Raw genomic sequence first — 13,179 nt, forward strand, 5'->3', positions numbered from 1 at the left:
ATATGCATCACTTTGTAATGTTTATGGTTGAGCTGTTGATTTTTTGTTGTGAACTTTTCATTATGACTACAATAGCCTGTGCCTTAAAAGGTACGATTATTTAGCGGATGTAGGTGATGACTATGGCAATAGAAGTAAATACAATCAGCGCTCGCAATCTAGTGATGACGATTGTGATTGCACTTTTGTATTGTTTGGCTGCTTGGTCATTGCATCAATTTAACAATGTATCTCATCTAGATAGGGCTGTCATTGGCGATAGCTATCAATATGGTACGAGCGACGGTGCAGCCATAACGCAACCACGTCCTGTCAGGTTGGTGGAGGGTGCTACAGCTAGCGAGTTTAACGCAGCTCAAGCAACCGCGCCTCGCTATGTAGGTCCGGCTACCACTCAAAAGAGTCAGCAAAGTAATCAATATAAGTCATTGGCTTTTTTAATGCTGCTTGCCGTAATAACACTTGCAGTTACCGGCCACAACAATAAGCCAGAATTTGACTATAAGCAGTTGCTACTGAGTGTTCTCACACTCAGTAGTGCAGCCCTTATGAATAACATTTTGATGTTATTGATACCCGCTTTAGGGATAGGTTTACTGTATGCAAGGCGTTATTTATCGCCTTACTTACGATCTTATTATGGATAACCTCTTAGGTCGTTGATTGTTGTAGGTGAGTTAGCTCATTGACCAAGTGCTTTAGATTGTTCTTGGCTTGGCTTATTTCAAACTTTAGGTGGCTGACTTGGCCATTGTTATTTTGCTGATCATTTTGTCTAACTAGCTGATATACCAGCTTTGTTGAAATGCCGTGTCTTTTGGCAACTTCTGATAGTAGGCAGTTTTGCAGTTTAACCTCCTCAACTATTTTGTGGGCTAGTTTAGGGCTAATTAGTTTGATTGCTCTACTCATGATGACTTCCTCAAATTTAATCCATCAAATACCTCTTTAGGGGTATGCTCAAGCTGTGCCAACTTTTAAGGTGTTGTTAAATATGGGTTTGTTGTTTTTTTGCAAGCGCCATGCGCACTAAGTTGGTGCAGCGATGCCGCTTTAGTGGGCATTTAAATACTATTCGAATACGCTATTTGTTAAAACTATTCAAATATATGGGTGGCAATAATTTACTTCCAATTTTATTTTTGAGTATTAGATAAATATAAATAATTTTATAAGGTTGTTGTAAATTTAGTTTTACAATCGTTTGGTCCATATTTTTACTAATTCCTTTTTTTTTAATGACTTATGTTTCCTACAGGTTTTAATCATTACTACTAATCATTTTGTATTGGTCGTGTAGTACTTGAGATTTACTGTTCTTGTCTTTGTTGAGTTTTAGCTTGATATTTAATTTGTTTTCAATAATTTTTATTCTTGTATTGAAGTGAGATTATCTTGTTGTAATTTAGTTGTGTGTTGGTTACCGCTAGCACCAAATAAAATTATAAAAGGAAATTTCATGAATAAATTAATTGCTACTGGGGTTTTGGTCGCCAGTTCTTTTTTTTCACTGCAAACATCAGCGGCTACGATGGAGTGTTTTGTTGACACTCAAGCATACGATAATTATACAGCAGATCGCTGCGACGCAATTGTCTGGGGAGCGCGAACGGCTACTGCAGTTTTTCGCATAACCGGTACAAATAAGCCAATCAATAAAGTTATTTGGGGCGACAAAGCCACAGGTTGTCGTCAAAGTGGTACTTCTTGTTCTTTTACGATTCGTGCGTTTGTACCAAATAAAGCTTCTGCAACTATTCTATATCAAGATGGCACTTATGATACCGCATCAGCCACGGCTTCTTTTGAAGATGGCCGTTAATAATTAACTATTTAATAATATTAATTTAGATACAAAGGAATTGTTATGAATAAATTTATTACAGCAGGTCTATTGGTCGCTAGTTCATTTATGGCACAAAGTGCTTCAGCTGCTACGATGGAGTGTTATGTCGATACACAAGCATATGATCAATATACTCCAAATCACTGTTTCGCAATGGTTTGGGGCGCGCGCTCTGCAACGGCAGTATTTCGCATTAGTGGTGCCAATAAGCCTATCAACAAAGTGATATGGGGTGATAGAGCTTCAAGTTGCGGTACCAGTGGAACTTCATGCTCATTCTCTATCCGCCCATTTGTTTCAAATAAAGCTTCAGCGACCATTTTATATCAAGATGGCACTTATGAAACAGCTTCGGCTACCGCGTCTTTTGAAGATGGCCGTTAGTCGCACATTAAATCGTTTATTTAGATCTATTTATAAAAGGAATTAAAATGAAAAAGTTGATTACTGCTGGTTTGGTGTTAGTTGGTTCTATGATTGCCGCGCAGGCTTCTGCTGCAACACTAGAGTGCTATGTTGATACACAAGGTTATGATCGTTATACCAAGAACCATTGTTTTGCGATGATTCCTGGTCAACGTACTGCAACGGCTGTATTTAGAATTAGCGGTGCAGCTAAACCGATTAGTAGTGTGATTTGGGGTGATAAAGCTGCAAGTTGTGGTACAAGAGGAACCTCTTGCTCATTTACCATTACAGGGTTTACGACTCACAAAGCCTCTGCAACGATTCTTTATCAAGATGGCACCTATGAATCTAAATCTGGCACTGCTTCTTTTGAAGACGGGCGTTAATAAGTAAGTGATGGGTAACAGCATACTGTTTAGCATGCTGTTACCTTAACTAAAATGATTAGCCCTGCAATTTGAGCTATTAGACCTTTATTTCTGTTTGATCGTTAAGCTCTTGTGCTTGTTCGCGCTGATGTTTGACTGGTGCGATTGCCCAAATACTGTGTCTTTCACCGTGTAATGCCCGTTGTCTGGTCTTTCTAGCCATTACATAGAAACCAACGCCAAATAAAATGGCTACCCAATCGATTGCTGACACAGGCATAGACTGTTGATGCCAGTCACTGACGCTAATGTAGTGGGTAAGCAATGAGCTTATGGGAATGAGCAAGCAGGCTAGGGCTAAAGCATAAAGATTATGGATAGCACTGATTGCGGCCCCACGCAGAAAGCTATAGGCGATAGCAGCAAAAAAGATGACATAGTAACTCCACAAGTAGTGAGAGTTTATATTACTGCTAAGCAGATACAGCCATTTAGTCGATAACAGGGTGATTGCAACACCTAACATGGAACCTAGGCAAACGCCCACGGTAAGTGCCGCCATGAATCGGCTTGACTTAGTTTGTGTGGGTGACTTTATTCGCCGTTTTTCAAGCCACAGTAAGTTACCACTGTAAAACAGCATTGCCCCCATTAAGCCCATGACAAAATAAAGCCAACGCCCTGTTAGTCCGGCATAATTGCCAAAGTGTAAGCCAAAGAAGCTGGTAACAATTGGGCCATAGGCACCATCTTCACTGTCATTGATAGTGCTAAATTGCACCTCAAAATTATACGGATTCATATAGATGAAATCGCTATAGCCACCGCGCATCATTTGATTATCACTGACGACTTCAATAGCTAGGCTAGGGCGATTGCTGTTTAAATCAGAGAACGCCAATTTAGTCACTTGATAATCTTTTGCCATTTCTGTTGCCTTAGTGAGATAGGAGGATATTGGTGATAAATCCTCGACTTGGTAGACTACTTCGCTAGATTGGCGCGGCTCAAATAAGGGCTTGTCACCATAAATAAGACTAAGCCCACCATAAAATAGGTCATGAAAAGCAAACACCACCACAGTCCACGCGATGATGAGATGGAATGGGTAGCTAAATATGCCCAACAGGTTGTGGCTATCGAGCCAAAAGCGATTACTGCCTTTATTTGATCTAAGTGCAAATAAGCTTTTGACTAAGGTGGGCAGTAAGAAGATCAATCCAGAAACTAGCGCTAAAAAGTACAACACTGCTGCTATGCCTAAGATCAATACTCCTAAATCTTCGTGACCGACTTTGCCAACAATTCCCGCGGTACGATGTAATTGGTCAATAAGACTACCAAGCTCGTTGCTACTGCTTGTGGTACTGATCAGCGTATCTTCGCTGCTCAGGCTGGCGTGACGCAGTGCATCATCTAAGCGAATACCGCGGCCACCACCCTGCTCGTACCAATACATTGGTGAAGCATTATCGGTTAAATTAATGACAAACCCTTGCTGAGCAGATTGATATTCTGCCATGGCCTGTTTGACCAATAGATCAAGTTTAGTCGGTTCAATGGCTGCGAGTACTTGGGTTGGTGGTGTCGCCCACTGCTGGATTTGCGGCTTAAACATGGTGAGTGAACCGGCATAAAAACCGATGAATAACACTAAGCCTGCGATAATTCCTGTCCAGGTATGAATAACTTGGTAGTGTCTTAAAATGTCTGCGCGAATTCTCATGCTAACCACCATAATGTTGCATAGCTAAGATAGGTAACTAGGTTGGCTAATAGCAAATAGATCAGTGTTTTGTTGCCGGTTTTAAATAGAAAACTCAAGCTCAGTACCAATAACCATAATAGTGCTGTTGCCCACATATTGAATTGGACTTTTACCGCGGCATCAATCCCGCCAGGACCAAACCAAGCAAAAATGGCAATCACACCGTAGGCTAAGCTCAACCCCAATAACACTGAGAAGATAGATTTACGCCACCAGTGTGGCTGTATTTTCTCTGCCTGTGCCAAGCGACTCATTTGGCTTTCCTCCATGGACTAAGGATTGCGGCTATTGGCATTAAGGTTAAGCACGTCGCTGTGGTAAATAACCACATAAACAGTGCCGGTGCGCCGTCAAGAGATTGATAAAAGCAGCAGAATGCGGCAGCAAGTAATAGGTAGCCTAGTAGGCGATAGCGTTGCTTGAGTGGCTGAGCTTGAAACTGCTGATGGCGACTGGTGAGATAAAGTAAGTAGGCACCAAACAGCGTAATAGTGAATGCCAGTATTTGAAACATAATGTTGTTAACTTCCCTTTTTCCAAAATAAATCCCGCACCAATCGTAATGTAAATGCTAATGATTCGCAATTGCATTGTTGCGGTTTTTAACGTAAATTGTGGCGGTTTTACAAGCTGTATCACAATTTGTTCATTGGAAATCTGAGGTATCCCATGGAATACAGGGTATTTAAAAAGAGCATCATCGCGACCAGTGTGTTGGCGTGCACAGCACTTTCTGCTGCTCAAGCTGCAGTCGTGGCTGACGCAGAACCAACACAATCTATAGAAGTCATTACCGTACACGGTGAGAAAATAGAACGTAGTTTAAAAGACACGACCTCATCTGTTTCTGTTATTGATAAGGACACGCTTGATAGCGGTCAATACTTATCAGTTTCCAGCGCACTGTCTGAAATCCCCAACATCGTCGCATTAACCGGTGCCGCCCCGGATATTCGTGGGGTAACGGGTAATGGTGCAGCAGGGGGCTTTAACTCATTTACCGGCGGCGCTAAAGCGCGGGTTTCTACACTAATAGATGGTGTGGCAGAACCTTTTGTTGCTGACTTAACTGGCGATACGGGTCTGTGGGACATTGAACAGATTGAGGTATTTAGAGGACCACAGTCAACCATTAATGGCCGTAACAGTATTGGTGGAACTGTGTTCATCAAAACCCTTGATCCTACCTTTGATTGGAATGGTGCAGCTCGATTGGGTTACCGAGATCAAGATAGCTTCATTGATAGTGCGTTTATGGTGTCGGGGCCGATTGTTGAAGATCAACTGGCCGTAAGAATTACCGGCCAGCATGTTGATGGAGAGCATTACAATCAAGAAGTGATATATGAAACCAACCCAGATACTTATGATCAGAAAGAGCTAAAAACCAGCCGTTTACGGGCAAAAATGCTCTGGCAGCCGGCGGCATTAGATGCGCTAAAGGTCATGTATACCTATGCCTATAACCAAGAGAAAGGTAGCTCGGGTCGAAAGTATTACGATGGTGAAGATCCCTGGCAATATAAGCCTATGTTTCACCGCTATATGGATACACAGTCTGATACTCATTCGTTGAAGTTCGATTATGATTTAGGTAGTGGCCAGTCGCTAGACTTGTTAGTTGCTTATATGGATTATCAGTGGGGGTTTCAGTCTTATGAGGCCCAGGCCGCTCGACAACAAAATGTGCAGATGGATGATAAGAGCTACACACTTGATGGAAAATACACCTTTGGCCTTGATGATCCGGAATTTAATGGCTTCTTAGGCTTAGCCTATTTTGAACGTAAACAGGATTTTGTCAGTGTTGGCGGCTTTGCTTATCATGGTGATGATACCAGTACCTCAGCTTCTGTTTATGGTGAAATAACTTATGGTTTTGCAGACCAATGGCGGTTAACTGTCGGCGGTCGAGTGATGCAGGATGAGCAGAATCGTAATTTTGTCATGAGTAGTGGTGACGGGGTCATCAATGAAGATCTTGATACTGACAACACCGTGACGTTGCCCAAGCTCGTGTTGCAATATCTGGTCACGGATACCACAACATTAGCCTTGAGTGCTCGACGCGGTTACAACGCAGGTGGCGGAGCCTTATCTCGCGAAAACCTCTACTATTACTATGATGAAGAGTCAGTAGATACTTACGAATTTAGCTCCCGAAGTAGCTTTGCCAATGGTGATGTGAACCTCAGTGCCAATGTGTTTTACAATGACTTCGATGGCTATCAAGCATCAAATACGCAACGTCGAATCACTAATGTAGACCAAGCGGTAACCTATGGCGCTGAAGCGGAATTAACCGCCATGTTGACCGACGATCTACAGTTAACTTCGGGCTTGGGACTACTTGAAAGTGAGATTAAAGCGGCAGCACCGGAATTTGGTGACATCATTGGCAATGAATTGAGCTCAGCTCCCAATTTAACGGCCAATTTGGGCCTAAAGTATTGGTTAAATGATGAGTTTAGTTTTGGTATTTCGGCTAACTATGTCAGCGAATACCAGGGAGATATCGCCAATACTGAAGAACTCAAAGCGGGTGACTATGTGATTAGTCGCTTCAACGTTGATTACATCAATGACGCTTGGCGAGTCAGTGCATTTGTTAACAACCTATTTGACGAACAGGCGGTAACGGTAACGGATCCACCTAGCGCTTGGTATCCCAATGGTTACGATGCTGTGGTTGATCCGCGTAACATTGGCGTGAATGTCACCTATAATTTCTAATGAATTTAAGCCCTAACAATCCTGTTAGGGCTTTTTGTTGTTAGTGTCGGTTACTTTAAACGGTAGATCACTTCGACACGATCACTAATGGTTGTTTGGGCTTGCTGATAACTCTCGGCTACGTCAGCTTCCATACCCGCTTTCATTCGATACATGGCAGGTTGAACGGGTCGTTGCTCGTAATAACGAATTTGCCATACGCCGTCGAGCTCTTTATCAAATCCAGAAGCCAATGCTTGGGCTTTTTGCTTTGCATCTTGTATTGCTTGCGCACGTGCTTTGGCGATTAACTCCTGCTCTTGGCTAGCTTTGAAATTAATATGATTAATTTTGTTAATCCCATTTGCCAATGCACTATCGAGTATTTGATTGAGCTTGTTGAGCTCGGTCACTGTGACCGTCACTTGGCGTCTGGCTTGATAACCAATCTCTTTGTTAATACGAGTTTCTGGATCGTAAAGGTGGCGTGGGTTTAGGCGAATATTGGCACTTTGAATATCCTTCGCTGCCACGCCTTGGGCCTTTAAACGCTTAATAAATTCGGCAACAGCTTTATCTGAACTGGCTTTTGCCGCACTGGCAGAGTCTTCTTGGACGACCACTTCGACATTGATCATCGCCACATCTGCTGCAATGGAGATCTGGCTGGTACCAATCGTTTCAATGTGAGGGAAGTTTAGGTCTGCGGCGTAACTGCTGGCAAAAGGGGCGACAGTCATGGCGGTTGCTGCTATTAGGGCGCTCAATGAAAATTTTGTCATGGTAATGCTCCTGAAATCTTTTAACTCGTTGAGTAAGGTTGTTTACAGCTATAAACGCTGCGGATTTCAAAAAGGGTTATTTATTTTGAATATATTTTTCAGTCCACTTTTGTGGCCACAAAGCAATAGCCCATTTAGTTAGCAAAATAGGTCAATATACGGTTGCAGCTGGGCAATAATCTGCCAAATCCAACTAGACGACACTGACAATTCGCACCACGATAGATTAGAATGGCGGCAGTACTTTATTCTTTAGAGCCAACAACATGCATGTACACATTTTAGGGATTTGCGGCACCTTTATGGGTGGGCTGGCGCTTTTAGCTCGTGCGATGGGACACAAGGTGACAGGCAGTGATGCCAATGTTTATCCACCAATGAGCACGCAATTAGAGCAACAAGGCATTGAATTGATTCAAGGCTCTGATCCTGAGCAACTTGGAAAAAACCAAGATGATGCACCTGATATTGTGGTGATAGGTAATGCCATGAGCCGTGGCAATCCGTGTGTTGAGGCAGTACTCAATCGTGGTTTGAAATATACCTCAGGGCCACAGTTCTTAGCCGACCATATCTTACCTCAGCGCTGGGTGTTAGCGGTATCTGGCACCCATGGCAAAACCTCTACGGCAAGCATGTTAGCTTGGATTCTTGAAGACTGTGGTTATCAGCCTGGATTTTTGATTGGTGGGGTACCGCAGAATTTTGGGGTATCGGCACGACTAGGTGACTCACCCTTTTTTGTGGTTGAGGCTGATGAATATGACAGTGCCTTTTTCGACAAACGTTCTAAGTTTGTGCATTACCAACCACGCACACTGGTGATTAATAACCTAGAGTTTGATCATGCTGATATTTTTGAAGATCTAAACGCAATTCAAAAACAATTTAATCATGTGATCCGCACAGTGCCCGGTGAAGGTAAGGTGATTTGGCCATCTGACAGCTCGGCAGTACAAAATGTGATAGAAAGAGGTTGCTGGAGTGAGCAAGAGACTTACCACCACAACTACGCTAGCGAGGCGGCAGCACAAGGTTGGAGTGCGAAATTGTTAGCGGATGATGGTCATCAGTTTGAAGTGTTTTTTAATGGTGAATCCCAGGGATGTTTAGATTGGCAGCTTATTGGTCAGCACAATGTTGAAAATGCTTGTATGGCGATCGCTGCTGCAAGACACGTTGGTGTTAAACCTAGTGAGGCGCTGAAATCTCTGGCGCAGTTTGCACCACCAAAACGGCGGATGGAACTGTTGGGGATAGAAAACGGGGTAGCGGTGTACGATGATTTTGCCCACCACCCGACCGCCATTGCGACGACACTACAAGGCTGCCGAGCTAAAGTGGCCGACGGTAAGATTATTGTGGTGCTGGAGCCGCGTTCCAACACCATGAAAAGCGGTGTGCATAAAGCGACGCTAGCACAGTCAATGCAATTGGCAGATTGTGCTTGGCTATATCAAGCTGACAATGTTGGCTGGGATCTCGCCGAGGCGATGCAGCAGGCGAGCTTGCCGGTCACAGTATTGACTGACATCGAGCAAATCGTGACTGACGTCGCAGCTGTTGCCGCGCCGGGCGATACTATTATTGTCATGAGTAATGGTGGTTTTGCTGGTATTCACCAAAAGTTATTGGCGCAACTTGCCGCTAAGTAGTGGCGGGCAGCAAGCTTTGAGAAGGTATTAATGAATTATCCACGAACCGACAAATCAATTAGCTTAGCTTGGACGGGGGCCTCTGGTGCGCCTTATGGGCTGAAGCTGCTGCAGTGTTTACTGAGTGCTGAATATCAGGTGTTTTTAATGATATCGAGTGCAGCGCGAGTGGTACTGGCAGCTGAACATGGCTTGCAGTTAAGTGCCAATGGCGACAAAGCGCAGCAGCAATTGTTGCAACTGTTTGCCGACCAAGGTGTGGTTGTGAGTGGTAGCCTTCATGTATTGGGAAAAGATGAGTGGTTTTCGCCACCAGCGTCGGGCTCGGCGGCACCCAAACAGATGGTCATCTGTCCCTGCAGTACCGGCACGTTGGCAGCGGTAGCCACGGGAATGAGTAACAGTTTGCTTGAACGAGCTGCAGATGTCGTGATTAAAGAACGCGGCCAATTGATACTGGTACCTAGAGAATCTCCCTTTAGTGCCATACATTTAGAGCATATGCTGTCGCTTTCTCGGCTTGGCGCCACCATTATGCCTGCTGCACCCGGTTTCTATCATAGTCCCAAATCAGTTGAAGATCTGGTAGACTTCATGGTCGCTCGCATTTTAGATCATTTAGGTATCGAGCACGTATTTACCCAACGTTGGGGCTATGATAAACATAGCGCCGATACGGGTGACAAATAAGACAATTTGAGAAGAGTATGAAACACACCACAGAAGTGATGATCTCGGCTGAAGAGATCGACCAGAAACTGGATATATTGGCAGAAAGGATCAATGCCCACTATCAGGACAGTGAACGTCTGCTAATGATCGGCTTACTGAAAGGGTCGGTGGTCTTTATGGCGGATCTTTGTCGTCGCATTAAAGGGCATGTTGAAATCGATTTTATGTCGGTATCAAGTTACGGTAATGCAATGACCAGCTCACGTGATGTGAAAATTTTAAAAGACGTGCAGTCTGATATCGAAGGTCGCGATGTGTTGATCGTTGAAGATCTGATTGATTCTGGCAACACCTTAAATAAAGTACGCGACATGTTGCTGCTTCGCGGCCCTAAGAGCCTAGCGCTATGTACATTACTCGATAAGCCAGAGCGTCGAGAAGTGGATGTGCCGGTAGACTTTATCGGTTTTACCATTCCAGATGAATTTATTGTTGGGTATGGTATCGATTATGCCGAGCAATACCGCAACTTGCCGTATATCGCCAAAGTTGTACCGCTCGACTAGTGCCAAACGGCATTGGGTAATGACTCCTGCCTAGGCAGGAGTTTTTGTTTTTAGCTCATAGAAAGAATGGATGTTTTACATGGCAACGAATCAATATGCCTTGGTGATCGAAGATCTGAAGAAAACCTACAAAGGTGGTGTCGAGGCAGTAAAAGGCATTAGCCTTAACGTCGCCGCAGGCGACTTTTTTGCTTTGCTAGGCCCTAACGGCGCAGGCAAGTCGACCACTATTGGCGTCATTAGCTCCTTAGTGCAAAAGACGGCTGGCAGCGTGAAGGTATTTGAGCATGATATTGATAGCCAACTTGAACTTGCCAAACTTTCTATTGGCTTAGTGCCACAAGAGTTTAATTTCAATCAATTTGAAAAAGTAATTCAAATTGTGGTTAACCAAGCCGGGTATTATGGCGTATCGCGTGAGGTGGCAATGCAGCGCGCGCAGAAATACTTAACTCAATTGGATTTATGGGACAAGCGTGATAGTCCTGCAAGAGCCTTGTCAGGTGGTATGAAACGCCGTTTGATGATTGCCCGGGCATTAATGCATGAACCCAAATTGCTAATTCTAGATGAACCTACTGCGGGCGTAGATATTGAGTTACGTCGGTCGATGTGGACCTTTCTGACAGATCTTAATAAGCAAGGCGTCACCATAATATTGACGACCCACTATTTAGAAGAAGCGGAAATGTTGTGTCGCAATATCGGCATTATCGACAAAGGTGTGCTCGTGGAGTGTACCAGCATGAAATCATTGCTCAGCAGACTGAACTTGGAAACCTTCATTCTAGATTTAGCCAAAGATATCAAACAAGCGCCGCAGCTTGATGGCATGGTGTGCCGATTGACCGACCCGCACACATTAGAAGTGGATGTGGCCAAAGATCATAGTATCAACAAGGTTTTCTCTCAGCTGACAGAGCAAGATATTGCGGTGTTATCTATGCGCAATAAAGCCAATAGATTAGAAGAGCTATTTGTAGAATTGGTCGAGCAAGGTAAAGCGAAGGGAGCCGTGTAGCATGAGCCAGCAAATGAATATGAGAGCACTATATTTTACCGCGTTCAAAAGTATCATCACCAAAGAGATTAACCGTTTTACCCGTATTTGGGTACAAACCTTGGTTCCGCCCGCTATCAGTATGACTTTGTATTTTTTGATCTTTGGTAACTTGGTAGGTAAGCGTATTGGTGAGATGGGCGGTGTTAGCTATATGGAGTTTATCGCGCCAGGTTTGATTATGATGTCGGTCATAACCGCATCCTATTCCAATGTGGCCTCGTCCTTTTTTAGTGCCAAGTTTCAGCGCAATTTAGAAGAACTTATTGTGGCGCCAGTGCCTCACTATGTGATGATAGCCGGTTATGTCGGTGGCGGAGTGGCACGCGGGCTTTGTGTCGGTTTGATTGTGACGCTAGTGGCGATGTTTTTTGTTGATATCAGTTTGCACCATGCAGGCTTAGTGGCGATTACCGTATTACTGACGTCAATCCTGTTCGCCTTAGGCGGCTTAATCAATGCGGTATTTGCTAAGAGCTATGATGATATCAGCATAGTCCCCACTTTTGTGCTCACACCACTAACCTATTTGGGCGGGGTATTTTACTCATTAAGCCTTCTGCCCAGCTTTTGGCAGGGGGTGTCACAGCTAAACCCCGTGGTTTATATGATTAATGTATTTCGTTATGGCTTTTTAGGTTATGCCGATATGAGTGTGCCGATGTCGATTGCGGTGATGATAAGCTTTTGTGTTGGACTATGGCTTGTTGCTTATTACCTAATTAGTCGCGGTATTGGTCTGCGAACCTAAATCAAGCCCGATCATTTTAGCCGTTAACCGACTATCTCTTTAGCGGTTAACGGCACCTTCCTCTAAGTAAGCTAACATTTCAAATACTTGGCTATAGTCTGTGGCTGCCATTTTTGCCGTACAGCATTGACCAGTTAATGCGGCGTGACGTTGCACCTTAGCCAATATCATAGACACCGGCAGCGGCGCTTCGCCGCTGGATATGAGCGCTAGTTTAGATTCGGTGTTGTTTGACTGGATAGCTTTTTCAGCCTGTTTTACGCTAAAGCGATAACCTTTGCTATCTATAAGTTCCAGCGCTTGCCCCGCATAAGCCCCGTATTCTTGCAACAAGTCCTCTGCCGTAGCCAAGTAGACCAATTCATCATGTTTATTGACAGACATCATTGCCGGCCAAAGCAGTAATTTGGGTATTACTGGCATATCACCCCCAAGTATTGCACTAGTCAGCTCAGCTTAACGGCAAAAACTGGCGGAGTAAATCGTTGTAATTTTTGAAGCCAATGAGTAAAAACGACCGAATAGTACTGAGTTTATTGGCGTGAGTTTTTAGGGATGATTCGGGTACTTTTGATGTTTTTATATTTACCT

General features: G+C 43.9%; 16 protein-coding genes. 10 read left to right on the plus strand and 6 right to left on the minus strand.

Annotated features, from left to right (window positions below):
• The first annotated feature begins 122 nt into the window (after nt 1–122).
• On the plus strand, nt 123–647 hold the full coding sequence (locus FLM48_RS03405) for a hypothetical protein (RefSeq protein WP_179023462.1): 525 nt from the start codon (nt 123–125) through the stop codon (nt 645–647).
• Between the two features lie 4 nt (nt 648–651).
• On the opposite strand, the gene FLM48_RS03410 is transcribed toward FLM48_RS03405, so the two are convergent.
• Nucleotides 652–912, minus strand: coding sequence for a hypothetical protein (locus FLM48_RS03410; protein ID WP_051484431.1), 261 nt, complete (start codon nt 910–912; stop codon nt 652–654).
• A 547-nt stretch (nt 913–1,459) separates the two neighbouring features.
• On the opposite strand from FLM48_RS03410, the gene FLM48_RS03415 reads away from it, so the two are divergent.
• The 3 genes from FLM48_RS03415 to FLM48_RS03425 are packed head-to-tail and all read left to right on the plus strand — an operon-like array spanning nt 1,460 to nt 2,640.
• Nucleotides 1,460–1,822 (plus strand): hypothetical protein, encoded by a 363-nt coding sequence (locus FLM48_RS03415; protein ID WP_037470508.1) that lies wholly within the window; start codon nt 1,460–1,462, stop codon nt 1,820–1,822.
• A gap of 45 nt (nt 1,823–1,867) precedes the next feature.
• Nucleotides 1,868–2,230, plus strand: a complete 363-nt coding sequence (locus FLM48_RS03420; RefSeq protein ID WP_179023464.1) for a hypothetical protein — start codon at nt 1,868–1,870, stop codon at nt 2,228–2,230.
• A 47-nt stretch (nt 2,231–2,277) separates the two neighbouring features.
• Nucleotides 2,278–2,640, plus strand: coding sequence for a hypothetical protein (locus FLM48_RS03425; RefSeq protein ID WP_051484432.1), 363 nt, complete (start codon nt 2,278–2,280; stop codon nt 2,638–2,640).
• Nucleotides 2,641–2,719: 79 nt separating this feature from the next.
• On the opposite strand, the gene FLM48_RS03430 is transcribed toward FLM48_RS03425, so the two are convergent.
• Genes FLM48_RS03430 through FLM48_RS03440 form a run of 3 tightly spaced genes read right to left on the minus strand, consistent with a single transcriptional unit; the run spans nt 2,720 to nt 4,904 of the window.
• Nucleotides 2,720–4,348 carry a PepSY domain-containing protein gene (locus FLM48_RS03430; RefSeq protein ID WP_179023466.1) on the minus strand — a complete coding sequence of 543 codons (1,629 nt, stop codon included), beginning with the start codon at nt 4,346–4,348 and terminating at the stop codon, nt 2,720–2,722.
• On the minus strand, nt 4,345–4,644 hold the full coding sequence (locus tag FLM48_RS03435; protein WP_179023468.1) for a hypothetical protein: 300 nt from the start codon (nt 4,642–4,644) through the stop codon (nt 4,345–4,347). Before FLM48_RS03435 ends, FLM48_RS03430 begins: the two co-directional genes overlap by 4 nt.
• Complete coding sequence (locus tag FLM48_RS03440) at nt 4,641–4,904, minus strand: hypothetical protein (protein WP_179023470.1); 264 nt, start codon at nt 4,902–4,904, stop codon at nt 4,641–4,643. The genes FLM48_RS03435 and FLM48_RS03440 overlap by 4 nt, the downstream gene beginning before the upstream one ends.
• Nucleotides 4,905–5,059: 155 nt before the next feature.
• On the opposite strand from FLM48_RS03440, the gene FLM48_RS03445 reads away from it, so the two are divergent.
• Nucleotides 5,060–7,123, plus strand: a complete 2,064-nt coding sequence (locus FLM48_RS03445; RefSeq protein ID WP_028772065.1) for a TonB-dependent receptor — start codon at nt 5,060–5,062, stop codon at nt 7,121–7,123.
• Between the two features lie 50 nt (nt 7,124–7,173).
• On the opposite strand, the gene FLM48_RS03450 is transcribed toward FLM48_RS03445, so the two are convergent.
• Entirely contained in the window at nt 7,174–7,884 is a 711-nt protein-coding gene (locus FLM48_RS03450) for an oxidative stress defense protein (RefSeq protein ID WP_179023472.1), read from the minus strand.
• A 266-nt stretch (nt 7,885–8,150) separates the two neighbouring features.
• Between FLM48_RS03450 and mpl the strand changes: the two genes are divergently transcribed.
• The 5 genes from mpl (at nt 8,151) to FLM48_RS03475 (ending at nt 12,588) form a co-directional block, all read left to right on the plus strand.
• Entirely contained in the window at nt 8,151–9,539 is a 1,389-nt protein-coding gene (gene mpl, locus FLM48_RS03455) for a UDP-N-acetylmuramate:L-alanyl-gamma-D-glutamyl-meso-diaminopimelate ligase (protein ID WP_179023474.1), read from the plus strand.
• A 30-nt stretch (nt 9,540–9,569) separates the two neighbouring features.
• Nucleotides 9,570–10,229: a flavin prenyltransferase UbiX gene (locus FLM48_RS03460; protein WP_179023476.1), complete on the plus strand. Its 660-nt coding sequence runs from the start codon at nt 9,570–9,572 to the stop codon at nt 10,227–10,229.
• 17 nt (nt 10,230–10,246) lie between these two features.
• Entirely contained in the window at nt 10,247–10,777 is a 531-nt protein-coding gene (gene hpt, locus FLM48_RS03465; RefSeq protein WP_028772068.1) for a hypoxanthine phosphoribosyltransferase, read from the plus strand.
• Between the two features lie 79 nt (nt 10,778–10,856).
• Complete coding sequence (locus tag FLM48_RS03470; RefSeq protein ID WP_179023477.1) at nt 10,857–11,798, plus strand: ABC transporter ATP-binding protein; 942 nt, start codon at nt 10,857–10,859, stop codon at nt 11,796–11,798.
• Between the two features lie 19 nt (nt 11,799–11,817).
• A complete protein-coding gene (locus FLM48_RS03475; RefSeq protein WP_179026259.1) occupies nt 11,818–12,588 on the plus strand; it encodes an ABC transporter permease in 771 nt (256 codons plus the stop codon).
• Nucleotides 12,589–12,627: 39 nt separating this feature from the next.
• Here the strand turns inward: FLM48_RS03475 and FLM48_RS03480 are convergent, their stop codons facing one another.
• Nucleotides 12,628–13,011, minus strand: coding sequence for a DUF4144 family protein (locus tag FLM48_RS03480; RefSeq protein WP_179023479.1), 384 nt, complete (start codon nt 13,009–13,011; stop codon nt 12,628–12,630).
• Nucleotides 13,012–13,179: the final 168 nt, after the last annotated feature.

It is taken from the genome of Shewanella sp. Scap07, from assembly GCF_013394145.1.
GTDB classification, from domain to species: Bacteria; Pseudomonadota; Gammaproteobacteria; order Enterobacterales; family Shewanellaceae; genus Shewanella; species Shewanella waksmanii.